This is a genomic window from Mucilaginibacter sabulilitoris (assembly GCF_034262375.1).
GTDB lineage: Bacteria > Bacteroidota > Bacteroidia > Sphingobacteriales > Sphingobacteriaceae > Mucilaginibacter > Mucilaginibacter sabulilitoris.
The window spans coordinates 5,941,244-5,964,740 of sequence record NZ_CP139558.1 but is presented as its reverse complement, the minus strand read 5'-3'; the positions used below and the strand labels follow the sequence as shown (position 1 = coordinate 5,964,740).

The 23,497-nt window shown below is 40.3% G+C and carries 26 protein-coding genes and 1 tRNA gene; 8 read left to right on the top strand and 19 right to left on the bottom strand.

The window, feature by feature from the left end; all coding sequences use genetic code 11:
- Positions 1-94 precede the first annotated feature (94 nt).
- Entirely contained in the window at positions 95-1,078 is a 984-nt protein-coding gene (locus SNE25_RS25480; RefSeq protein WP_321561839.1) for an aldo/keto reductase, read from the top strand.
- Positions 1,079-1,247: 169 nt separating this feature from the next.
- Here the strand turns inward: SNE25_RS25480 and SNE25_RS25475 are convergent, their stop codons facing one another.
- The 10 genes from SNE25_RS25475 to SNE25_RS25430 all read right to left on the bottom strand — a co-directional run bounded on the left by SNE25_RS25475 (position 1,248) and on the right by SNE25_RS25430 (position 8,158).
- Complete coding sequence (locus SNE25_RS25475; protein ID WP_321561838.1) at positions 1,248-1,697, bottom strand: MarR family winged helix-turn-helix transcriptional regulator; 450 nt, start codon at positions 1,695-1,697, stop codon at positions 1,248-1,250.
- A gap of 91 nt (positions 1,698-1,788) precedes the next feature.
- Positions 1,789-1,962, bottom strand: a complete 174-nt coding sequence (locus SNE25_RS25470) for a DUF5522 domain-containing protein (protein ID WP_321561837.1) — start codon at positions 1,960-1,962, stop codon at positions 1,789-1,791.
- Positions 1,963-2,901: an MBL fold metallo-hydrolase gene (locus SNE25_RS25465; RefSeq protein WP_321561836.1), complete on the bottom strand. Its 939-nt coding sequence runs from the start codon at positions 2,899-2,901 to the stop codon at positions 1,963-1,965.
- Positions 2,901-3,497 (bottom strand): dephospho-CoA kinase, encoded by a 597-nt coding sequence (gene coaE, locus SNE25_RS25460; RefSeq protein WP_321561835.1) that lies wholly within the window; start codon positions 3,495-3,497, stop codon positions 2,901-2,903. Before coaE ends, SNE25_RS25465 begins: the two co-directional genes overlap by 1 nt.
- A gap of 99 nt (positions 3,498-3,596) precedes the next feature.
- Positions 3,597-4,544 carry a YbbR-like domain-containing protein gene (locus SNE25_RS25455; RefSeq protein ID WP_321561834.1) on the bottom strand — a complete coding sequence of 316 codons (948 nt, stop codon included), beginning with the start codon at positions 4,542-4,544 and terminating at the stop codon, positions 3,597-3,599.
- A 171-nt stretch (positions 4,545-4,715) separates the two neighbouring features.
- On the bottom strand, positions 4,716-5,048 hold the full coding sequence (gene yajC, locus SNE25_RS25450; RefSeq protein ID WP_321561833.1) for a preprotein translocase subunit YajC: 333 nt from the start codon (positions 5,046-5,048) through the stop codon (positions 4,716-4,718).
- 15 nt (positions 5,049-5,063) lie between these two features.
- Complete coding sequence (locus SNE25_RS25445) at positions 5,064-5,522, bottom strand: DUF1573 domain-containing protein (protein WP_321561832.1); 459 nt, start codon at positions 5,520-5,522, stop codon at positions 5,064-5,066.
- An 11-nt stretch (positions 5,523-5,533) separates the two neighbouring features.
- Positions 5,534-6,481, bottom strand: coding sequence for a transcription antitermination factor NusB (gene nusB, locus SNE25_RS25440; protein WP_321561831.1), 948 nt, complete (start codon positions 6,479-6,481; stop codon positions 5,534-5,536).
- Between the two features lie 53 nt (positions 6,482-6,534).
- Positions 6,535-7,620, bottom strand: a complete 1,086-nt coding sequence (locus SNE25_RS25435) for a Glu/Leu/Phe/Val family dehydrogenase (RefSeq protein ID WP_321561830.1) — start codon at positions 7,618-7,620, stop codon at positions 6,535-6,537.
- A 160-nt stretch (positions 7,621-7,780) separates the two neighbouring features.
- Positions 7,781-8,158 carry a hypothetical protein gene (locus tag SNE25_RS25430; protein ID WP_321561829.1) on the bottom strand — a complete coding sequence of 126 codons (378 nt, stop codon included), beginning with the start codon at positions 8,156-8,158 and terminating at the stop codon, positions 7,781-7,783.
- 197 nt (positions 8,159-8,355) lie between these two features.
- Here SNE25_RS25430 and SNE25_RS25425 point away from each other — a divergent pair, with 197 nt between their 5' ends.
- Positions 8,356-10,143, top strand: a complete 1,788-nt coding sequence (locus SNE25_RS25425) for an ABC transporter ATP-binding protein (protein WP_321561828.1) — start codon at positions 8,356-8,358, stop codon at positions 10,141-10,143.
- Positions 10,144-10,273: 130 nt separating this feature from the next.
- Entirely contained in the window at positions 10,274-10,606 is a 333-nt protein-coding gene (locus tag SNE25_RS25420) for a DUF3276 family protein (RefSeq protein ID WP_183567444.1), read from the top strand.
- A 179-nt stretch (positions 10,607-10,785) separates the two neighbouring features.
- Here SNE25_RS25420 and mgtE read toward each other — a convergent pair whose 3' ends face one another.
- Positions 10,786-12,156, bottom strand: a complete 1,371-nt coding sequence (gene mgtE / locus SNE25_RS25415; RefSeq protein WP_321561827.1) for a magnesium transporter — start codon at positions 12,154-12,156, stop codon at positions 10,786-10,788.
- A gap of 223 nt (positions 12,157-12,379) precedes the next feature.
- Here mgtE and ychF point away from each other — a divergent pair, with 223 nt between their 5' ends.
- Entirely contained in the window at positions 12,380-13,483 is a 1,104-nt protein-coding gene (gene ychF / locus SNE25_RS25410) for a redox-regulated ATPase YchF (RefSeq protein WP_321561826.1), read from the top strand.
- Positions 13,484-13,520: 37 nt separating this feature from the next.
- Complete coding sequence (locus SNE25_RS25405; protein WP_321561825.1) at positions 13,521-13,976, top strand: nuclear transport factor 2 family protein; 456 nt, start codon at positions 13,521-13,523, stop codon at positions 13,974-13,976.
- A gap of 78 nt (positions 13,977-14,054) precedes the next feature.
- Here SNE25_RS25405 and SNE25_RS25400 read toward each other — a convergent pair whose 3' ends face one another.
- Positions 14,055-15,479, bottom strand: coding sequence for an MATE family efflux transporter (locus tag SNE25_RS25400; RefSeq protein ID WP_321561824.1), 1,425 nt, complete (start codon positions 15,477-15,479; stop codon positions 14,055-14,057).
- A 325-nt stretch (positions 15,480-15,804) separates the two neighbouring features.
- On the opposite strand from SNE25_RS25400, the gene SNE25_RS25395 reads away from it, so the two are divergent.
- Positions 15,805-16,008, top strand: coding sequence for a hypothetical protein (locus tag SNE25_RS25395; RefSeq protein ID WP_321561823.1), 204 nt, complete (start codon positions 15,805-15,807; stop codon positions 16,006-16,008).
- A gap of 52 nt (positions 16,009-16,060) precedes the next feature.
- Here SNE25_RS25395 and SNE25_RS25390 read toward each other — a convergent pair whose 3' ends face one another.
- Complete coding sequence (locus SNE25_RS25390) at positions 16,061-16,651, bottom strand: FkbM family methyltransferase (protein ID WP_321561822.1); 591 nt, start codon at positions 16,649-16,651, stop codon at positions 16,061-16,063.
- Positions 16,652-17,090: 439 nt separating this feature from the next.
- Positions 17,091-17,162 (bottom strand) — tRNA-Arg (locus SNE25_RS25385).
- Positions 17,163-17,406: 244 nt separating this feature from the next.
- Here SNE25_RS25385 and SNE25_RS25380 point away from each other — a divergent pair.
- Positions 17,407-19,794, top strand: a complete 2,388-nt coding sequence (locus SNE25_RS25380) for a Kelch repeat-containing protein (protein ID WP_321561821.1) — start codon at positions 17,407-17,409, stop codon at positions 19,792-19,794.
- A 36-nt stretch (positions 19,795-19,830) separates the two neighbouring features.
- Here SNE25_RS25380 and SNE25_RS25375 read toward each other — a convergent pair whose 3' ends face one another.
- Together SNE25_RS25375 and SNE25_RS25370 are read right to left on the bottom strand one after the other, a co-directional pair.
- On the bottom strand, positions 19,831-20,199 hold the full coding sequence (locus SNE25_RS25375) for a DUF1801 domain-containing protein (RefSeq protein ID WP_321561820.1): 369 nt from the start codon (positions 20,197-20,199) through the stop codon (positions 19,831-19,833).
- 18 nt (positions 20,200-20,217) lie between these two features.
- Positions 20,218-20,637, bottom strand: coding sequence for a hypothetical protein (locus SNE25_RS25370; RefSeq protein ID WP_321561819.1), 420 nt, complete (start codon positions 20,635-20,637; stop codon positions 20,218-20,220).
- Between the two features lie 210 nt (positions 20,638-20,847).
- Here SNE25_RS25370 and SNE25_RS25365 point away from each other — a divergent pair, with 210 nt between their 5' ends.
- Positions 20,848-21,222, top strand: coding sequence for a VOC family protein (locus SNE25_RS25365; protein WP_321561818.1), 375 nt, complete (start codon positions 20,848-20,850; stop codon positions 21,220-21,222).
- On the opposite strand, the gene SNE25_RS25360 is transcribed toward SNE25_RS25365, so the two are convergent.
- From SNE25_RS25360 to SNE25_RS25350, 3 genes are all read right to left on the bottom strand, one after another.
- Positions 21,219-22,022 (bottom strand): helix-turn-helix domain-containing protein, encoded by an 804-nt coding sequence (locus SNE25_RS25360; protein ID WP_321561817.1) that lies wholly within the window; start codon positions 22,020-22,022, stop codon positions 21,219-21,221. The genes SNE25_RS25365 and SNE25_RS25360 overlap by 4 nt on opposite strands.
- A gap of 25 nt (positions 22,023-22,047) precedes the next feature.
- The gene (locus tag SNE25_RS25355) at positions 22,048-22,860 is read right to left on the bottom strand and encodes an oxidoreductase (protein ID WP_321561816.1); all 813 of its coding nucleotides are present in this window, start codon (positions 22,858-22,860) and stop codon (positions 22,048-22,050) included.
- A gap of 224 nt (positions 22,861-23,084) precedes the next feature.
- Complete coding sequence (locus tag SNE25_RS25350; RefSeq protein ID WP_321561815.1) at positions 23,085-23,483, bottom strand: response regulator; 399 nt, start codon at positions 23,481-23,483, stop codon at positions 23,085-23,087.
- Positions 23,484-23,497: the final 14 nt, after the last annotated feature.

Below are 23,497 nucleotides of genomic sequence, written 5' to 3'. Positions count from 1 at the left end.
GTGATTATTGACTAAGTCAGCTCACTTTCAACAAAGCCATTTTGATTGTCAAAATGGCTTTGTACTTTTACCACCATAACAAACTACCTGTACTATGAACTATAGAGATTTTAAAGGCACCGCAATAGCCGAAGTTGGATTGGGCACCTGGCAGCTGGGCAGCGCCGACTGGGGCGACATCAAAGAGGCTGATGCTTTAAACATATTAAAGGCTTATACAGATGCCGGCGGCAATTTTCTGGACACCGCCGACGTATATGGCATGGGCGTTAGTGAAACGGTTATAGGCAAGTTTTTAAAAACAATTGAACACCCGGTTTATGTGGCTACCAAACTGGGCCGCCGTGGTGATGAGCCTAACGGATGGCCACAGAACTTTACTTATGATGCCATGAAACGCCAGGTCGAAGATTCGTTAAAGCATCTTGATATACCGCGTTTGTTTTTAGAGCAACTGCATTGTATCCCAACCGAAGAAATGCGCTCGGGCAAAGTATTCGACCATTTACGCCAATTACAAGACCAAGGGTTGATAAGCCATTTTGGCGTCAGTGTAGAAACATCAGAAGAAGCGCTGATTTGCCTGGAGCAGGAAGGTTTGGCGTCGCTACAGATCATATTTAACCTGTTCAGGCAGCACGTAGCCGATAAGGTGTTTGCAAAGGCAGCAGAAAGAGGAGTTGCCGTCATTGCTCGGGTGCCATTAGCGAGCGGGTTACTATCTGGCAGATTCAATGCGCATACCCAATTTGCGCAGAACGATCATCGTAATTATAATGCCAATGGTGAAGCGTTTAACACAGGTGAAACATTTTCGGGTATTGAATTTAATGAGGGCGTTAAATTAGCCGATAAAATAAGGCGTATGTTCCCCGATGAACGTATGCCGCAATGGGCCATCAGGTGGATACTGGATCATCCTGAGGTTACTACCGTAATTCCGGGAGCATCAAAAGTGGCACAAGTTAACAGTAATATAGAAGCGTCAAAATTACCACACCTGTCAAAGGAAACTCATCAGCAACTAAGGGAATTGTATGATGTCGAGATATATGATAAAATAAGAGGGCATTTTTAATTTCCTGTATGTAATTGCTGAGCTACGAAGCAATCCCTTATCCGCTGATGGAGAGAAAGATTGTGCATGAGGGCTGGGTGTCATGCTTGTCGAAGCATGGTGAGTGGGCCATCTGCGCTCGACCCTTCGACAAGCTCAGGGTGACAGTACGTCCTAAGTGGTATTAAACTTATCCCCTCAGCTTATCCAGCAGATCGCTGAGCTGTGCCGCTTCGTCTTCTGTGAGGTTTCCCTTGAGTATGTCCTTGGTTTTAAACTCCTGATCCATTTTGGCCAGCGTTTGCAAGCCCATTTCGCTAATACGAATGTCAACCGCCCTTCTGTCCTTATTATTGGTGCAGCGTGAAACCAGCTCTTTTTGTATCAGACGGTCAACAATACGAGATGCGTCAGACATTTTATCAACCATGCGTTCTTTTAACAGGTTAATGGTAGCAGGTTTTGGGTATTGCCCCCTTAATATCCGCAGAATATTAAATTGTTGCTGGGTAATATTGTATTTGTCAAAGTATAATCTAAAGTAATTACTTAACCAGCCAGAAGTGTATGATATGTTAATCGCCACTTTATGATAGTTGTCTTCAAAATTTGTGCTTTGTATCTCGTCGTCTATCCGCATAATATGTAACAATCAATAAGATGCAAATATGTTTAATTATTTTTAATTTGTAGTACACGTAATACGCACACTCACAACGATTAATTACAGTTCAATCATTTTTATTTGAAGTATTTTCTGGTGCCTGGGTATCAGGTTTACCATAACCCCATGGGCAATGAAGGCATTTGTTTTTGCAGCAATAGCCACGTTTTAAATGATACTCCTTTGTAAAAACAAAGTTTCCATCCTCATTTATATAGTAATCAATGCCTTCCTGTAACATTTAATTTAGCAGTTTTACAAAAATATCATTATTGAAATGATTTTTTAAATGACGGCCATCGCCGTGCAGGGTCCATATCTGGCTGGGTTGTGTACGGGTTATGGTTTCCAGGATATCCTTCCAATCCACATGGTCTGATATAAAGAGGGTATCTTTTTGATTAACCTGCAGATTTTTCCATCCGGAAGCGAATAGACGGGTAACCCCTATGGCCCTGATATAGCTATCAAAAGTAAAGGGCGGAACAATATAAACAAATTCATCCTGTACCTTCATCAGTTTGCGGCCATATATCTGATGAGCTCCCAAAGTAAATCCCATTTTTTCATATATAGCATTAATAGGCATAATGCGGTGATGTACCAGTATCTTTTTTTGCGGGGCATAGGTGCTAATGAGATTGATCAGGCGCTGGCTTTTGCCCAGACCATAAGCTCCCAGCAGAATGTTGGTTTTTATAGCATTTATTTTTTGTATTTCAACAACCGGATCCGGGTGTAAAACGGCAGGGTCGGCAAAGGTGCTTTCAGTTATGAGTACATCCGTGGTAACCCATTCTATAGGTTCGCAAGTAGCATCAGGCTGCAGTTTATAATCGCCGGTGTAAAGGTACCGGGTGCCCTCATATTCCATTAATATTTGTGCCGAGCCCAACATGTGACCGGCGGGGATCAGCGTTATAACTACCCGGCCAATATTAAACGATTGGTTATAGCCAACAATGTTAAAAACCTTAGCCGCGGTACGGTCATAGCGCAGCTGCATAATAGTAGCCGTTGCCCTGGTACAATAAACCTCGTTATTACCGCTGATGGCATGATCGGCATGGGCGTGTGATATAACAGCGGTTTTTGCAGGGAGCTTGGGGTCAAGATAAAAGTCGCCATATTTGCAGTATAGCCCCTTATCATCAATCAGCACAAAATCGTCAAGTATCATTAGTTTTTTGCGAGGGCTAAGTATTGCCTGTGTAAAGCCAGCACCTGCGGAATTACCAGTTGCTGGTCATCATTCACAATAACATCATTGGCCAGCTGTTTTTTTCTTTCTTCAGAAAACTGCCGGGCTTCGCGGCTTTCCACCTCAGCTTTTGAAACACGGTCACGCTGCATCACACGTGCTATGCGATTCTCCAACGGAGCGGATATCAGTAAGCTGCGGTCGCACATTTTATAAGAGCCGCTTTCAAACAACAGGGCAGCTTCTTTAATAACGTAAGGAGCGATTTTAATTTCGGCTACCCAATGGTCAAACGCCCTGAATACGGCCGGGTGTACCAGCGCGTTAAGTTTTTGCAGGTCTACCTCATTATCAAACACTATACCGGCGATGTGTTTACGGTTAAGGGCGCCATCATCAAAATACGATTGGGTGCCGAACGTTTTCTTTATAGATTCGATCAGGATCTCATCTGTAACCATCACCTTTTTGGCTTCATTATCGGCATAAAAAACAGGTATGTCCAAAAGCTCAAACACCTTGGCCACTGTTGTTTTACCGCTGCCTATATTACCCGTTAAACCAATTTTAAGCATTATTTATGGATTGAAATTTTGAGTAATGACTTCTGGAGCAAAGATAAAATATTAGTTATCCTTAATCTTTTATCCCAAAATCTTTACTCTGGCAGTGCGTTATTTTTTTATAATAAAATCAATATTTGCCGGACTTAACTTCACAATTTTACAAAACGGTGGAACCCTGGTAAGTTTTACCGGTAATGAGCGATAACCATGGTCGCGCCAAAGGTCAAGATCGGCTGTGGCCTCAAACAGGTCTTCGGTCATATCGGGATATCTGCTTAACGAAGTGGTAAAGGTTATTTTAACTCTTTGAGGAAATACCTTAACATTATCATAATTATGATTGTTGATGAGTTTAACTGGTATTTCTAAAGTTTTTTCAGTGAACTCATCAACAGGGATAATGACTTGTACTGTTTTGGGGTATACATTTAAATTCCCTTCTTTAACTGATTGTAAGTTTACACGGGTATTTATAGTTTCGCTAATTTCACCCACCTGCAGAGAGTCGGTTCTCCATAATTTTATTTCCTTTAGCCGGTCTGCAGGACCGCTTACGGTTATAAAAGATGGTTTAATAACAATATTGCCCGATACCGCAAATTGCCGTCTGTATTTAAGACCTGACATAAGTTGTACCGGAACCTTTTTTACCAGCCGGTTTGAAAAATCAAAGTAAAGCGTATCAGGGTCAATGGCTATAATAGGCTGGGTAAGTTCTTTATTAATGTTAATTTGCTTTAGCTGGGAGCTAAGCACCACGAAGTTCCGGTTTTCAAGAGTGGCAAGGTCAATAGTTATAGGCTTGCTTTCTTCCCGCATGCCAGAAAATATCATCTGCCAGCCGGTGCCCTGCACTGTCGCTTTAACGGTATCGGGCTGTAACGAATGGAATGCGCGTTTTTGGGGCGCATTTTTATAGGTCAACACCTCTTGTACAGTATAGTTGTAGGAATTTGAAAGCGTAGTAAATATCCAGGCTAAAACAGCCAGCACCAGGCAGGTGAAAAATGCCGATAAGCGCCTTCGTTCTGTTGCGGATAATTTTACTATTGCCATATTTATTTGAGGTAAAAGAATAAAGGCGAAAGGCTATTTAAGGTGAAAGGACAAAGGCGAAAGGATAAAGGTAAAAACTACCACTTACCTTTCGCCCTTTGTTTTCATTTATAAAAGTAAAGAACCCGGTCTTTTATCTTTTGTTCAATTGTCTTTTATCAACAAAAAGCGTTAGCTTTTTGTTGCAGCAGGAGGGGTATTTAAAGCTTTTGATGCATCTAATGAAATGGCAGATTTATCAAAACGGATTTTGCCGTTATCAACTTCAACTAAAAAAGTAGTATCGTTAAGGTCGATAATTTTGCCGTGTATACCGGCAGTAGTTACCACCCTGTCGCCTTTTTTTAGTTCATCTACATATTTCTTTTGATCTTTTTGCTTTTTAACCTGCGGGCGGATCATGAAAAAGTAAAACACTGCAATAATTAATACCATTGGTATTAAAGTACTGAAGCTACCTAAACCGCCGCTTGCTGCTGCCTGTAATAAAATAGTTGCTATCATTTTTTAAATTAATTGTTATTTCGTTAAAACTTCGCCAATTAAGTGCACCATGTTTTGAGCAGGTACGGTATTGGCGGTAATGGTTATTTGTTTATCCTGCAGCCCCGATTTTCCTGCGCTGTTAAACACTACTTTAATTAAACCGCTTTCGCCTGGTTTTACCGGTGTTTTTGGCCATTCGGGAGTAGTACAGCCGCAGCTTGCAACCGCATCGGTAATAATAAGTGGTGATTTACCATTGTTGGTGAATTTAAAATCGTAGCTAACCTTGTCGCCCGTTTTTATTTTGCCAAAATCGTGGCTTTCTTTTTCAAACTTCATTACCGGGGCATTGGCCGCATTTGCACTGGTTGCTTCGGTTTTTGTTGCAGCACTATCGTTTGAATTTTCTGCAGTTGAACCGTTTCCTGATGTTTGGTTACAGGCTGATAATAATGCAGCTGCTGTTATTAAACTTAAAAACAATTTTTTCATTAGGTCAATTATTATTCTATTAATCCTCTGCCAATTTTCCTGATCTTATTTTCTGCTTTAAGGTCAATTAAAATCTTGTCTAAGATACCGTTTATAAATGAATTACTCTTAGGCGTGCTAAACTCTTTGGATATTTCCAGGTACTCATTAATAGTTACTTTAACCGGTATGGAGGTAAAGTTAATAAACTCGGTAATGGCCATTTTCATTAACAGGGTATCCATCATGGCAATACGCTCAGGTTCCCAGTTTTGGGTTTTTGCGGCTATGAGTTCCTGGTAAGGAGCGTCAAACCTGATGCTTTTTTGAAACAGATCAACCACAAATTCGCGGTCTTCTGTCCAGTTGCCTGTAATTTCGGCCAGATGGTTTTGTTTGGCATCCTCAGAAGCGAAATTTTTGAAAGTTTTAGCTATCAGCGCCTGTAATACATCGCGGTCAACTGGCCAAAAAATAAATTTGTCTTCAAAAACCTGTTCGGCAATTGATGATTTTAAAATTACTTTTTTGAAAATGAATTTAATAATGTCTTTATCCGTATGTATGGTATCGTCGGTTTTTGCCAGGTATTCGGCATATTCGGGCGCATTTTTAAGGATAGTGAATAGCGTTTTTGCCAGCTCAGGCTCAAAACCCCAGTCAACCTTGTATTTTTTTAAAGCGATGAGATAATCGCGGTTATCATTAAGGGTAACAATAAACCTGTTGGTTAATATTTTCAGATCAGCATTCAGGTCTTCGGCCGTGGGTAAATGTTTGTTTGCTCTTTCCTGGGCATCGTTTGCTGCGTAATTACCTACCTCTGAAATCAGCGATAACATCCAGATATACATTTCATATACCTGGTCAATACCATGCAGCATGTTTTTTTCGTGTAACTTGACATCTTTAGTGTCCGATTGATGGTATGCGTATAACGCTTGTAATACCTTTACCCTTAGGTGCCTTCTGTTTAACATGTGTAAGAACGATTTGATCCGCCGGTTAGCGAATGGTTAAAATTATGATGTTGTTAATAGGATGATTTTACTTTTTTAATGTCTGCTATTCTTTTCTCCGCTATTTTATTGGCAGCGTTAATAGTGGAAATGTTTTCTGATTTAGAAAGTTTTAAAATGTTGCGTGTTACCTCATAAATATTTTCGGTAAGTTGCATAGTGCGTTTTTTGCTGAAATTCATCAGCTCAGAATAACAGTTAATGATGCCGCCTGCATTGATTACATAATCAGGTGCAAACAATATCCCTTTATCTAAAAGCATCGTGCCATGATCTGCTTCATCAAGTAACTGATTATTAGCCGAGCCTGCTATAATGCTGCATTTTAGCTTATTGATAGTTTGTGTATTAATGGTACCACCTAACGCACATGGTGCATAAATATCTGCATCGATATCAAAAATACTATTGTTTGATATTGCCTGAGCGCCATATTTTTTAGCTATCTGACCAATACGTTCTTCCTGAATATCGCTAACATACACCTTGACATTTTCATCGCGGAGTAAACGTACGAGGTGCTCACCGACGTGGCCAACGCCTTGTACTATTACCGATTTGCCAGTAAGGCTATCGCTGCCAAATTGTTCTTTTACACAAGCTTTTATACCCATAAAAACACCTTGTGCTGCTACAGGCGATGGGTCGCCGCTGCCGCCAAGGCTTTCGGGTATGCCGGTAACATGCTGGGTTTCCATGCGGATATATTCCATATCACGGGGATTTGTGCCTACATCCTCCGATGTAATAAATTCGCCATTTAAATTTTTAATAAAACGACCGAACTTGCGCATCAAAGCCTCGGTTTTATCCTTATGCGAATCCCCGATAATTACCGAGTAGCCGCCACCCATATTGAGGCCTGCTATGGCGCACTTATAGGTCATGCTTTTTGACAAGCGCAATACATCATTTAAAGCATCAGCCTCCGATTTATAATTCCACATACGGGTGCTTCCAAAGGCGGGACCTAAAGTAGTATCATGAATAGCAATGATGGCTTTTAAATCCGTATCCGGATCGCTGCAAAATACAACTTTCTTGTGCCCAAAGGCATCGAGTTGACTAAAGATAGATTCCGGTTGTTGTTGAACAGGCATTATATAGTATACGGCAAGTAAATGTTTTAAGGCCCGACAAAAGTATAGGTTTTTTTTATTCTGACCAACTTTATATAGCGTTATGAGAAATAAGTTATACGTTTTTGAACTTATTTTCACATTTATAAAATTCTTTTTTTAAATAAATCTTATCCTGAAATTACTTTAAATCGTAACTGTCATTTGGTTTTTCTAAATCAGTAATATCCCATTGCAAGGGCGTGTTTCTTAACGCATTCAAAAATTCAACCGTTTCCTGTATCTCAAAAATAGATAACCTGCTTTTCCCATTACCAGTATAATTATACACCCTGCCTGGTTGTTCAAAGGTGATGTATCCCAGATAGTCTGGGTCGTTAATTTTAGTTAAATGAAGTTGGGTTTCTTTTGATATTTCCTGTATTGGATCATTATTCTGCTTATCAATGTAAATGCTGTATGTATAGGTCAAAATTCCATGACCATCAAAATGGGCCTGACTATCCGGGATAATCATTATAGGAAGGTTTGAGTTTAAAGTATAAAATATCGGTTTCATAATTAGTTTATATTGGTGATACATATACCACGATAATTAATTATTGTTCCTGACTTTTAATGCTGATTATGAAGTGTTTATGTATTAATTTATATTATTGTCATAATAAATCTTACATCTGCACGACTTTTCGGCGCAATCACTCTCCCAACTTTTTAATACTTTTGATTATTCGGATTTTCCCGCTTTTCCGGCTTATGAAAGACCTTGCTTACCTTAATAAATTCTTTTACAAATACCGCTGGCGATTGATCCCTGGTGTTTTATTTGTAATTATATCAAACATTTTTGGTGTGTTGCCTGCGCAGGTAATACGGGTGGCGTTTGACCTGGTTACCGAAAATATTGGTGCATACCAGCTTTTTGCCGGTTTTAACAGGCAAAGTATGATATATGATATTTTTGGAAGCAGCCTGATGTTATTTGGCGTTTTGGTATTAGTGCTGGCCCTGTTACGTGGTTTATTCCTGTTTTTTATGCGGCAAACTATTATTCTCATGTCGCGGCATATTGAGTATGATTTGAAAAATGAGATTTATAATCATTACCAGAAGCTATCACTTGCCTTTTATCGCCGCCATAATACCGGCGACCTGATGAACCGTGTTACCGAAGATGTGAGCCGTGTACGTATGTACCTGGGGCCGGGCATTATGTACACCATTAATACAGTTGTATTGTTTATGCTGGTGATATATGCTATGCTTACCGTGAACGTAAGACTGGCTATCCTTTCAGTGCTGCCGCTGCCTATACTGGCAGGTATTATTTATTATGTGAATAATGTAATCAACTTCCGTAGCGAGCAAATTCAGGAGCGTTTGTCAACACTGTCGAGTTTTGTACAGGAAAACTTTTCGGGGATAAGGGTCATCAAGTCGTATGTAAGAGAAAGTTTTGTACGTAAAAGTTTCGCCACGGAGAGTGAAAATTATAAAACCCATTCTATGGCCCTGGTTAAGGTGCAGGCTTTGTTTTACCCTATTATGCTGCTGCTGGTTGGGTTAAGCAACGTAATTACGATGTATATTGGCGGCGTAGAGGTAATGAAAGGCAATATTACACCGGGCAATATTGCCGAGTTTATTGTATACCTGAACATGCTTACTTTCCCGGTGATATCATTAGGCTGGGTAACTTCGCTTATACAGCGGGCGGCTGCCTCTCAAAAACGTATCAATGAATTCCTGCACGAACAACCAGAAATTATATTGCCTGATGCTGGTTTGCATACCATTAAAGGAGCCATTGAATTTAATAATGTATCGTTCACATATCCCGACACCGGCATACAGGCTTTAAAAAATGTGTCGTTTACAGTTGAACCGGGGCAGATGATAGCCATTATCGGCCGTACCGGATCGGGCAAATCGACTATTGCTAACCTGGTTATGCGCATGTATGATACCACAGCCGGCGAAATTTCGATTGATCAGGTTCCGGTAAAACAGCTTAGCCTTGAGGATTATAGGTCGCAAATTGGTTTTGTACCGCAGGAGGTTTTTCTGTTTTCGGATACCATTGCCAATAATATAGCCTTTAGTGCCGATAAGCTTGAAATGTCCGTGGTTGAACAGGCCGCTAAAGACGCTGCTGTTTACAGTAATATCATGGAACTGGAAAGTGGCTTTGAAACGCTGATAGGGGAGCGTGGGGTAACATTATCTGGCGGGCAAAAACAGCGTGTATCAATAGCCCGTGCTATTTTTAAACATCCGCAGATATTGATATTTGATGATTGCCTTTCGGCAGTTGACACCCGTACCGAAGAAGAAATACTTAACAATCTGGGGCGGGTAATGCAAAATAAAACCAGCATTATTATAGCCCATCGTATATCAACCATAAAAAATGCCGATAAAATATTAGTGATGGATAACGGCGAAATTGTTGAACACGGAAACCATGAATACCTAATGCAGTTGAAAGGCACTTACTTTGAATTATACGAAAAACAATTGCTTGAAGAGGAACAAGACGCCTGATTTTTTCGTTTTTACACAAAAAAGTGATCAAATTGTTTCAAAAAGTTCAATAAAGTGGAATAAAATACTTGCACTTTCAAATTTTGATTTATATTTATGCCAACCAAAACTAATTACAGGTATATTCATTATGGGAGATTTTGACAACAGAGAGCGTGAAGAGGTTTTTTCAAAGAAGGTGAGAGCCGGGAAGAGGACTTATTTTTTTGATGTAAAAGCAACCCGTTCAAACGATTACTATGTTACAATAACAGAAAGTAAAAAGCGTTTGGAAGACGGTGTGTTTATTAAACACAAGATATTCTTGTACAAAGAAGACTTCGAAAAATTTGCTGAAGGTTTAAAGGAGACCGTTGATTATATCAAAGCAAACCAGGAAGTTGTTGAAAAACGCTATGAGTACAGCGAAAATTCTGAAATTGCAAAAGCATCTGCCGATGAGGATTTCTCATTTGAGATATAAACAGAACAAAACTAAATTAATACTATAAAGAAAAACCTGCTCCAGAGCAGGTTTTATTGTTTAATAAGTTTTTATTACCACTACTTGTCATTCTGAGCGAAGCGAAGAATCTGCTCGTAGATATGTATGGCTCATAATAGCTCCTTCGCTTCACTCAGGATGAAAATATAAATGCTTTCTTACAACAGCACACCCCGCATTAGCATTACGGCTATGGTAAAGTAAATAATCAGCCCGGTTACATCAACCAGCGTAGCCACAAATGGCGCTGAGGATGTGGCAGGGTCGGCGCCAAGGCGTTTCAATATCAGTGGCAGCATAGAACCCGCCAACGATCCCCATAACACTACGCCAACAAGAGCGCAGCCAACAGTTAATCCTACTAATATCCAGTGGGGGCCATAAATGGGCGAAAATAGCGTCCAGATGTATATGCGCATGAAACCTATCATTCCGAGGGTAAGCCCGAGCATAAGGCCCGATAGCAGTTCGCGGCGCATAACGTTCCACCAATCAGCAACGGTTACTTCGCCCAGCGCCATAGCCTGTATGATCAGGGTAGATGCCTGCGACCCGCTATTGCCACCGCTTGATATGATCAAAGGGATAAATAAAGCCAGCACAACAGCCTTTTCAATAGCTTTTTCAAAAAAGCCCATGGCGGTGGCCGTAAGCATTTCGCCCAGAAATAAAATAATGAGCCAGCCTACCCGTTTTTTTACCAGCCTGAACAGGTTAATATCAAGGTAAGGTTCGTCCAGCGCTTCGGTACCACCAATTTTTTGAATATCCTCGGTGTACTCTTCATTGGCTATCCATAAAATATCATCAACGGTTACAATGCCCAGCAGTATGTTTTCATTATCAACTACCGGTAAAGCCACGCGGTTGTTCATTCTGAACACATTAATGGCTTCTTCCTGCGGGTCGCTTGCGCTCAGCGCAATGAGGCGACCATCCATCAGGTCGCTTACCTTGGTTTCGGGTTTAACCAATAATATTTCACGTATCCTGATGTCATCCAGTAATATACCGTTTTCATCAATTACATATATTACATCAATGGTTTCGGAGTTTTTACCGTACCTGCGTATGTGCGATAATACACGTGTTACATCCCATGTTCTTTTAACGGCAATATAATCAGGCGTCATTAAGCGTCCAACGCTATCTTCCTCGTAGCCCAGTAATGACAAGGCTTCTTTGCGGTCTTCGGGCGACAGGTGCAGGATCAGTTTTTTAACAGCATCGCCATGCAGTTCGCTAAAAAGAGCGGTACGGTCATCTGGAGGAAGTTCATTGATCAGATCGGCAACTTTTTGGCCCGATAGTTTTTTGATAATACGCTCCTGGGTAGGAGAGTCCAATATCCGGAAAACGTTAACCGCACGGTTTAATGAAAGGGTTTCAATAAACCGGGGGCCATGCTCGGGCAATTCATCTATGAGTTCTTCAACGTCAGAAATATTAAGGTTGTTCAAATATTCCTGTAGTTGGGTATTATCATCCTGTTCCAGTAACAATTCTATTTGTTCAACCATTTCTTTCATAAAAGTCACCCTCGTTTTTTACATCTTATTATTAAGTTGTGTGCCTTGTTTTGACGATGGCAAAAGTCGTTTATTTTTTCAAATTATAAGGCAAAATTTTCTGTTATCTTTGCGCAAATTTAAGCCCCACCCAACCCTCCCCGGAAGGGAGGGCTATTATAAACATGATAAACAGGAAGTCTCCCCTTCCGGGGGAGAATAAAAGGGGGCAAATTTATAAAATATGGGTTTACAATGTGGGATAGTAGGTTTACCAAATGTGGGTAAATCAACACTTTTTAATTGCTTATCAAATGCCAAAGCGCAGGCAGCCAACTTTCCGTTTTGCACCATTGAGCCAAATGTAGGCGTTATTACCGTGCCTGATGAGCGCTTAACCAAGCTTACCGAAATAGTACAGCCAAAAAGTATAGTACCAAATGTTATTGAAATTGTTGATATAGCGGGCCTTGTAAAAGGCGCCAGTAAAGGCGAAGGATTGGGTAACCAGTTTTTGGCCAATATACGTGCTACAAATGCCATTATACATGTGCTCCGCTGCTTTGATAATGATAATGTGATACACGTTGATGGCTCAGTTGATCCGATACGCGATAAAGAAATTATTGATACCGAGCTGCAGCTGAAAGATCTTGATTCGATAGAAAAAAAGATCCAGAAGGTTGAAAAGATGGCAAAAACAGGTGGCGATAAGGAAGCAAAAAAAACATTTGATGTTTTAACAGTTTACAAAAATCATCTGCTGCAGGGTAAATCGGCCCGCACTGCTCCTGTTGAAGAAGAGGATAAGGAATACGTGGCCGATCTTTGGCTGTTAACTGCTAAGCCTGTGATGTATGTGTGCAATGTTGATGAAGGCGCTGTTAATACCGGTAATGCTTACGTAGAAAAGGTTAAGGCGGCTGTAAAAGAAGAAAACGCCGAAGTACTGATCATATCGGCCCAAATTGAATCTGAGATTGCGCAGCTGGAAACTTATGAAGAACGCCAGATGTTCCTTGACGACCTGGGGCTTGCCGAATCGGGCGTGAATAAGCTGATTAAAGCCGCTTACCGTTTGCTTAACCTTGCTACCTATTTTACGGCAGGTGTGCAGGAAGTACGTGCCTGGACAATTACACAGGGTTTTACAGCGCCGCAGGCAGCGGGCGTTATCCACACAGATTTTGAAAAAGGATTTATCCGTGCCGAAGTAATAAAATATGATGATTTTGTTAAGTTTAACGGTTCGGAAACCGTAATAAAAGAAAATGGTAAGCTGGCTGTTGAAGGAAAAACCTATATTGTGCAGGATGGCGACATTATGCACTTCAGATTTAACGTATAGTGCAGCTGGTGCCGATAAACCCAATTAAAAAACCGTTATGAAAAGATCTGTTTTATTTAAAAGTTTAGCTTGCTTATTTATAGCGCTTGTAATCAGTAAACCAAAAGCCTTTGCACAAAATTCAAAATCAATGACTGAAGTAACAACAGCAGTAGAACATTTACGTAAAGCAATGGTAGATGCTGATGGCGCTACCCTTGATAAATTAACGTCAAGCGAATTGAGCTACGGTCATTCAAGTGGCAAATTGCAAACCAAAAAAGAATTTGTAGATGATATTGTAACTGGTGTATCTGATTTTGTATCTATAGATCTTACCGAACAAAATATCAAAATAGTGGGCAATACAGCTATTGTACGTCATGTACTTTCGGCGGCTACTAATGATAAAGGTAAAGGCGCCGGTACAGTGAAATTAGGAATATTGTTGGTATGGGTAAAAAATAATAGCGAATGGCAATTAGTTGCCCGCCAGGCTGTTAAAGTTCCATGACAACAACAGCTACAGAAATAAAAGGCGGACTTACTTGTTTAAAGTAAGTCCGCCTTTTTTATGGTTTAACATTACATATTAAACCATGGTTTTTTTCCATTTACCCATTTTAAACAGGATGTAAGCCGCAATGGTTAGCCCAATTTCGGCAACTGGTATAGATATAAAAACACCGGTTGGCCCCATTTCAAAATATTTGGCTAATAGGTAAGCAAAAGGAATTTGGAATACCCAAAACGTAAACACGTTAATTTTGGTAGGTGTCCAGGTATCACCTGCTCCATTGAATGCGCTGGTTAAAACCATGCCCATGCCATAAATAATAAAGCCTCCGCTTAAAATTTTTAAAGATCGTGAAGCTACTTTTACAACGGCTTCATCTTCTGTAAAAAACGACGCAAATAAATGTCCGCAGGTTAAAAACAGCACGCTCACTACGCCTAAAAATATAACAGCGTATTTTATTGTTTGAAATACCGATTGCTCAGCCCTGTCGAGGTGCCTGGCGCCGAGGTTTTGCCCAACCAAGGTTGCTGCCGCATTGCTTAGTCCCCAGGCCGGCAGCAAAAAGAACATCATGAGCCGCAGGGATGTTTGGTACCCTGCCGAACCAGTGTCGCCGCCAGTGGTGGCAACCAGTTCTGCCAAAAATATCCAGCTGCAACTGGCAATAACAAATTGTAAAATGCCTGGCGCTGCCACTTTAATAATAGCCTTAATCTGTTGCCAGTCGGGAATAAAATACGCTAAACGAATCTTTAAGGCATTCTTACCATTAAATAAATTGTAAACCTGGTAACTAACACCCAACCCGCGACCAATACTGGTAGCTATTGCCGCCCCAGTTAAACCAAACGCCGGAATTGGGCCAAGTCCCCGGATAAAAATAGGGCATAATATAATGTTTGCCATATTGGCTATCCACAAACTGCGCATGGCAATGGCGGCATTACCCGCGCCCCTGAATATCCCGTTAATTAAAAACAGCATTACAATAATGATGCTGCCACCCATCATAATGCGTACGAAGTTTGTACCGTGATCGGCAGTTTCTGTAGAGGCTCCCATTAATAAAAGCAGGTCGCGGGCGTGTAGTAACCCAAAAATGCTGATGAGTAAATTGACAGCAACAGCAATTATAATGGTTTGCATACCAGCCTTTGATGCAGCTTCCGGATTTTTCTCACCAATGCGGCGGGCCACAACGGCCGTTGCTGCCATACTTAAGCCGATTGCCAGTGAGTATATCACGGTTAATACCGATTCGGTTAAACCAACGGTTTGAATGGCAAGACTGCTGTTTTTTAAATGGCCCACAAAATATAGATCGACCAATGCAAAAACCGACTCCATAGCCATTTCCAGCATCATAGGGATGGCTAACAATATAATGGCTCTTTTAATGCTTATAGAGGTAAGATCAACATGTTCGCCTTTTAATGATTGTTTTAGAATGTTGAAAAAAGAAGATAGTTTGCTCTGGGTTTTAACAGATTGTGACATAGGTAGATAGAATTTAATTGGCTTTGCGTTGCAAATATAATGAAACCTTTTGGTTACGAAAGTTCGAAAATCAGTATCATCTATAGATGCCCTGACCGGCAAAATGTTACGGAGAATTAAAAAATATTATCAGTGGTAATATCGATTAGGGAAAGAAAACAGCAATAAATCAATTTGATTAAAAATTCGCATCTTTTTTATACGGAACGCAGGTAAGTAGCTATATTTTTAATAATTTTTATATAACTAAATTCAAAAAAAATTGTTAAATTAACAGTACCAATTATAACTGATTGTCTTTATGTTGGAGACGATGACCACATATATGTTCCAGCTGACTTTGGCCTTTATGGTATTACAGGTCTGTATTCCTCTTTGGATCATCTTTAAAGACAGGCATAAGCCCCAAACTCATCATGATTACGCCGACCAAAACCTGGTAAAGTTTGACGAAACAGAACATCAGCATTTTCTGCAGGAAATAGATTCTATTTTAAACGTTAATCATATATCACATTGTGATGATTAAAGAGCTTTTTGTGACGGTGTTGTATTGCCGGGAAGTAACCTGAAATTGTGAACTATATATCCAGGCAGTTATTGACCCTATAAAAAACAGAGGTTGATTTCAGATAAAATAAGCTTGGTGAAATACCGCTGAATGATAATTCCTTATACCCATTGTTTTTCAAAAAATTTATGCCTTCCTGGTAACATTCACGTTCAGAATCGTCCAAAACTATTATACCATTTTCTGACAAAGCATTGACCGCCTGTTTACAACAGTTTACCCTGTCGCGGCCATCCACAATAATAATATCAAATTTCTGTTCTAATTTTAAAGGCATCCGACAGTAATCGCCGTCCTTCACCAACTCGCAAAAGATCATTTTGGCATTTTCTGGCTTAGTGCTAACTATTTTATCATACCATTGCTTGTCATGCTCAACCGAAACCACCAAGCCGATATGTTTGGCATAAAAATAGGTGGAGTTGCCCGACCCGAATTCAAAAATGGTATGCTGCTTTTTTAATCGACCTTTAATAAAATCAATATACGAATAAGTTACCCAGGGTATGGGATTATTATCCTGATCAATAGGCGACCTGGCCTCAAATGCATTGAACCAGCCAATTTGATCAAGATAGCCCTTATCGTTAAATGCAAGCAAAATGCGTAGCCGCTTTGGGCTTGTAAATACTTTAAAAAGTAAATCGATTTTATCACTTATCTTTTTATGATTTTTTTGAAATAATGAAACTAAAAACATTGATTTAATCATAGCTCCGTGATTTTCGACTTTGATATAAATATAATAAAGAATGTAACATTTATATAGGCTATTAATGTAGCAATAGCAGCCCCATCATTCCCATATACAGATTATTAAAAAAGGCCGATAATTGTCGAACCTCAGTCCGATTGGGGCGCAATTCAACAACACCGGTTAAGTGTTAATCGCATATATCTGTTAGCGATAATATACTTTGTATAGAAATATTAATTCAAAATAAAGAGGGGGTAAAAGAAGTATTAGAATAAAATTCGCTCAAAAAACAATCATATTTTAACTAAAAAGCCTCTAATCATTAAGATTAGAGGCTTTTTAGTGCTCCCGACGAGATTCGAACTCATATCGATGGTACCGGAAACCATAATTCTATCCGTTGAACTACGGGAGCAATGTGTGGCAAAGATATAAAATTGATTGGCACCATTAAATTTTTTTGAAATCATGACGCCACTGATTTTCAGACGTCTGTTACCGGCATCACAATTATACCATCTTTCGTTTTTAGTTTGTACATGTGTGCAATTATGCACAAAAGCGAACAATATTCTTGGGATGTTTTTATTTGTTGTTTTTTTAGTTAGATTCATTGACTTATTTGACTAATAATCAATATTTTAATAGTCTTTAAACCAATGAAACCTTATTGTCTTACTTTACGGAAGGCTTATGTCATCTGCCTTTCCTTTGTATGTATATTGATATCAACCAGTGTATCCCACGCACAATGGAAGAGAAAGGCCGATGAGATAAGTAAACGGGCCGAGGGTAACAACGTTTTATATAATAACAAGCTTTATGTATTTAGCGGATTTGGGGATAATCCCTATATCGAAAAAACTAACGAGGTATATGACATCGCTGCAGATAAATGGAGCCAGATAGCGCCTTTTCCCATCGGCAGAGAGGTAACTCATCAGGGGATAGTACTTGTTGATGATAACGTATGGATAATAGGAGGACGAGCGGTTGATGGATACGGACCTGCAAGCAGTAAGGTTAGCATATATAATATTACCAGTAATACATGGTCTGTTGGGCCCGAAATAATTGATCCGGCTACTGGTTCGCCGTTCCCGTTGGGCGCCGGAGGGTATGGACTGCTGGGGCGTACCATTCATGTTTTTGGAGGCTTTGGCCCAACTTTGTGCGAAGACCAGGCTAAGCTGCATTTAACTATTGATGTAGATAAATATAAGGCTAATCCCAGCGGAACAAAGTGGGAAAATAAACTGGCACCGATGCCTGTTCCACGAAACCATATAAATTATGTGGTGCTTGGTGGTAAAATATATGCGTTTGGAGGAGAACTTAAGCATGATTGCGGTGCAATAAATCAAAAGTACTGCCATGTATATAATCCCGAAACTGATACCTGGACCCAGTTAACCGATCTGCCAAAACAACGTTCACATGCCGAGGGGGCTACTTTTGCAGTTGATGGTAAAGTGTTTTTGGTAGCCGGGGAAGGGGTTAATAATCAAACTCAAAATACGGTATATCAATTTACGCCACAATCAAACAACGGCTTAGGAGCATGGACAACATTAACGGCATATAAGCTGCCAGGCAGCTTTTTAGGTTTGTCGGCAAAACTTGCAGGTTCATCTTTTATAATTACCAATGGGGCTTTAAATAGTTACGGGAACGAACGAAAGGAAACTTACATAGCTAATGTACCCAGAAGCACTGCCAGAACACTTGGATTTTCAGCCGCATGCATTTCGCCCGCCTTAGATAGTAACCGGCAGGCAACGGCCCATAATTTACTTTACGTGATTGAAAACACAACAACTTACAGTCTTCAATCGGATGCGTCATGGCTTACGGTTAAAAAAAATGCCAGCGGTGCGGTTAACCTCAACGGTACTGATATAGAGCTCGCCATTAATGCCAGTGGCCTGGCCCCCGGAAATTATACCGGGAAAATTACAGCAACCAGCGCTACAGCGGCATCAAAAGCTACATTTTGCGTTAATATAACCGTTAGTGCCACGTCGGTAAAATATAAGTTAGATGTTAATTTATCCGGCTCCGGAACAGTTACAAAAACACCGAACCAACCAACCTATAACGCCAATAGTATAGTGGCATTGAAAGCAACGGCAGCAACAGGCTGGCGTTTTACAGGATGGAGTGGAGACCGAGTTTTAACAACTAATCCGCTTAACGTGACCATATCTGGAAACACGGCCATAACAGCTAACTTTATTAGTGATAGTACAACAGAATTAATTTCAAATATACAATCAACAACAAATGGTAGTTACCCGTTAGGTAAGTTAAATACAGGTGTCAATTATTACACAGATAGGGATTATACCATCAAAACGGTTCCTTCGGTATTGGCAGGTGCCTCGTTCATCAAAACAGCCTGCGACGATAAATTAAGTAAAGCCTCAAAGCTCATTACGTTTAATATTTCACAGGATGCAACCATTTATATTGCTTATGATACCCGCGCCAAAGTTTTACCGGCATGGCTGTCTGGCTGGGATAAGCTTACTGATAAAATTGGGATAGGCGACCCCAGGATAGCCACCATAGCACTATACCGTAAAGAGTTTAAAGCCGGCACCATCAGTCTTGGCGGCAATATGGCGAGCCCTGCCGCTGGCGCCTCCTGCCAATATTTTGTTGTTGGTGTTGCTAAAACTATGGGAAACAATATGGCAAAATCGCTTAATAGCATAAACGCTCCAAAAAATACATCCGGCAGCCAGTTGAACGATCAAAGCAATATCCATCCCAATTCGGCAAATAAACCTGTTTTATATCCTAACCCGGCACATAATAGTTTGCAGGTAGTTTTTCCTGATGTTTATAAATATAAGGGAGCTGCGGCTTTGCGGGTTGTTGGTTTAAACGGAAACGTAAGTAATGTATCCAATACGCTTTTTACATCATCTGGTAGCATTGTTAATGTAAATATTGCACCACTTTTATTGAAGCAGGGGATGTACTTATTGCACGTTACATCTGTAGATGGAAAAATCGATATCATAAAATTTATTGTGGAATAATTATCTATCTATAAGGAGATCTTGCAAGAGGATTGATTATCCAATTTTTATAGCCCCTGTTTTATACAGGTCAAGCGCCTGTTTTAAAATGTCTTCGATGGTTGTAACGGGAAGGTCCTGGTCTGCCTCAAAAAGCATGATCTTCATACGTGAGCGTTTTTCGATGATAAGGTTGGGATGGTCAAACCTTTTTCCTTCAACTATACCCATATATGGCTGGTGGAGTTTTTTATGTACCCATAAATAGCAAAACATTTTACCCTTGTAGCAAAAAAACGGCATTCCGTATTTCCATGCGGCCGATATGTCTTTATCCTGTTTTAAGATAATATCACGTAATGCCAGTAAGCAGCTTTTTAGAGGCTCATCTTTTTGAAGGTAAAAATTGTCGGTTTGTGTCGGCATGTATTAACAAACAGCTGCTTAATCCTGAAAGGGGATGATCCTGTTTTTTTTCACAATTTTTGAAGCGATAAAAGCAAACAAACCCTGCACCAGGCCCGACAGAATACCTATAACAATGCCAATGATCACCATGGCTATTTGCGGGGAAAGATGGTAGGGATTGTTATTATACATTTCGGCCTCTTTAGCATGACCGGCCATATAGCTGTTAAAAAAAATAAGGTGCGCAGCAATAATCCACGCACAATTAACCAGGCTCAGACAAAATCCTGTTGTAAAATACATTTCCGCGCTGTTTTTGGCTATAAGGTAGGCGCAAATAATAAATATAACAGGCCATAAAAAACCCTCTACATTGCTGGGTATAAAAAGCGCTGTAGCAATGCCCATTGCCAAACCAAATAAAGAGAGTTTGAGTATCAATATCCAGCTTATCATACCGCAGGTTTTAAAGGTTTAAAATGGTAGCATGTAAATGCTTACATAAATTTATCTAAAACAAAGTGAAAAACAAAGTAACTATCAAAAAAGGAAGCTTATTGTAAACAGGTGTAAACAAGATTAGCAGATATTACGGTATCAAGAACAGATAAAAAGTGCAGATTATCAGATGCAAAGTATTAATTTTATAAACAATGTAGATCTGATATGGCAATTCCACATAACGCACGTTTAAAAGCATTTGTAGCCACAGTAGTGCCTGAGACCGCAAAACTATTTTATCGGGATGTTTTAGGGTTTAAATTATTATCGGAAGATAAGTATGCGCTGCAGTTTGAAGCCAGCGGAACATTGCTCCGGATAGCAATCGTTAACGGGTTTACACCATATCCCTTCACCGTTTTAGGCTGGGATGTTGACGATATTGAAGCTGTTATACGATCGTTGAATAACAAAAACGTAATTTTTGAAAAGTATAGCTTTCTGGAGCAGAACGAATTAGGGGTATGGAACTCGGGCGAAGCAAAGGTAGCCTGGTTTAAAGATCCCGATGGTAACGTACTTTCCCTTACCCAATATTAAACCCTGGATGGCACCACACCAAATGCTTTTTTAAACGAATAGGAAAAGTGCGACAGATTTTCAAAACCTACGTCAAGATAAACTTCCGATGGTTTCTGGCCTTTTTCCCTGATGAGATAGTATGCTTCGGCAAGGCGTTTTTGCTGCAGCCATTGCCCCGGTGAAGTACCGAACACTTTTTCAAAATCGCGTTTAAAGCTGGCCAGGCTGCGGCCGGTGAGTTTGGCAAACTGGGCAGCCGGAACGTTAAACATATAGTGTTTGTTCATGTAGGCTTCCAGGTCAATCTTGTAAGGTTCGCTAAAATCAAACAGAAAGTCGTAAAGCGATGGATCCAATCTTAACAGCAGTTCAACAGCCTCCCGTGTTTTCAGATCGGCCATAGTATCTGAGGCTTGTTCCGGATGATTAAAATAAGGAAGCAGTGAATCAAAATAGCCTTTAATAAAAGGATCTGGTGGTAACAGGCATACAGGGTTCCCGGTATAGCTTTTGGCCGGAGCAAGCTTGTGCTCGGCGCTGTAACGGCGTAAAAAAGCCTGATCAAAAAACAAGTTGATGGATTTAAACTCACCTTCGGGGCCGGGAACTTTTTCAGATTTAATAAGTTGGTTCCTGCGCACGAGCCCAACCGTCCCCGCCTTAAATACCAGGGTACCTTCATTGGTTTTTTGGTGACTTTCGCCCGATATGATGTATCCGAAAGCATGTTCGGGTACAAACGATTCATTACTGCGCTGTTTTTTATCAACACAAGAATAAAGCAGGTTGCTGAATAATATGTGGCTTTTGTATTCCATCTCGCTGGCGTTTTAAATATAGCAATTACTTGAGTTGGGCCAGCAGCATCTTATCAAACATGCGGTCGGGAAGCATCTTACGCATAAACAAAGCGGCCGAAGCCATGTAACCACCATAATAACGTGTTTTTGGGTTTTTAGCTTCAATGGCTTTCCTTATCAGATTGACAATAACTATCGGGTCGGCATTTTGGGCTTCTGCTTTTCGCGCTATAGCGGCAAATTGTTTCACAATATCCTGGTATGCCGTATTGCCTGAGGTTTTTATCAGGTTATCTACCGCTATGCTGCTCCATTCAGATTTTACGCCGCCCGGTTCAATAACCACCACATCAATACCAAATTGTTTTACCTCGTTGCGCAGACTATCGCTCAGGCCTTCCAGTGCAAACTTACTGGCGTGATACCAGCCACCAAGCGCCGCGGCAAACTTACCACCTATTGAAGATATATTTATAATTCTTCCATAGTGTTGGCTGCGCATATGCGGTAAAACCAGTTGCGACAAGCGAGCTGCTCCAAATACGTTTACATCCATCTGGTAACGGGCATCGTTTATGGCTACATCTTCAATAGCGCCGTAAGAACCGAAGCCTGCATTGTTTATCAATACGTCAATGCGACCTTCGGTTTTAACAATGGTTTCAATACCGGCTATCATAGATGCTTCATCGGTTACATCCATAGCTAATATTTTTACACCAAGCTTTTTGATGTCGTCCATTTTTTCAATACGGCGCGCAGCGCCATAAACTGTGTGTCCGTCATCTTTTAAATGCCTTGCCATTTCCTTACCCATACCGGCAGATGCTCCGGTTATTAATATTACCTTTTTCATTTTTGTTATATGTTAATACAAAACAAAGGTGCGGGTAAAGATGAGTGCAGAGGTTTGTTGATTAGCTCAAGTTTACTTTGGTGAGAAGCTCATGGAGAAGGGGGTAAGAAAGAAGAAATATGTCATTGCGAGCGTAGCGTGGCAATCTCATTGAATCGGACAACGTACTTCCAGGTTATGAGTATGATGAGATTGCTTCGTACCTCGCAATGACAAGTGTTTTCTTAAAAATCGCAATCGGCGTGTTCAACATCATTGCCGGCTTTTAGAAAGCAGCTTTTTATAGTATCGCTAATGTCTGAAAGACTAAAAGGTTTAGCTATAAATGCATCAGAACCATAATTGCCTAATGACTCTAACACCCTTGGGTAAGCTGATACCATGATCACCGGGATGTGAGCCGTCTCCGGCGTGGTTTTAAGTATATGGCAAAGTTCCCCGCCATTAATACCAAATAGTATGTAATCTAATATTACCATGTCGGCATTGTAACTGATAGCTGCCTTACAAATATCATCGGTAAAATTGAGCCCCCGTACTTCGTAACCCTCCATCTCGAGTGCGTCTTTCATCACTTCAAGTATATCCTCGCTATCATCGAGGATTAAAATCTTTTTAGGCATATTGTTAAGTTGGT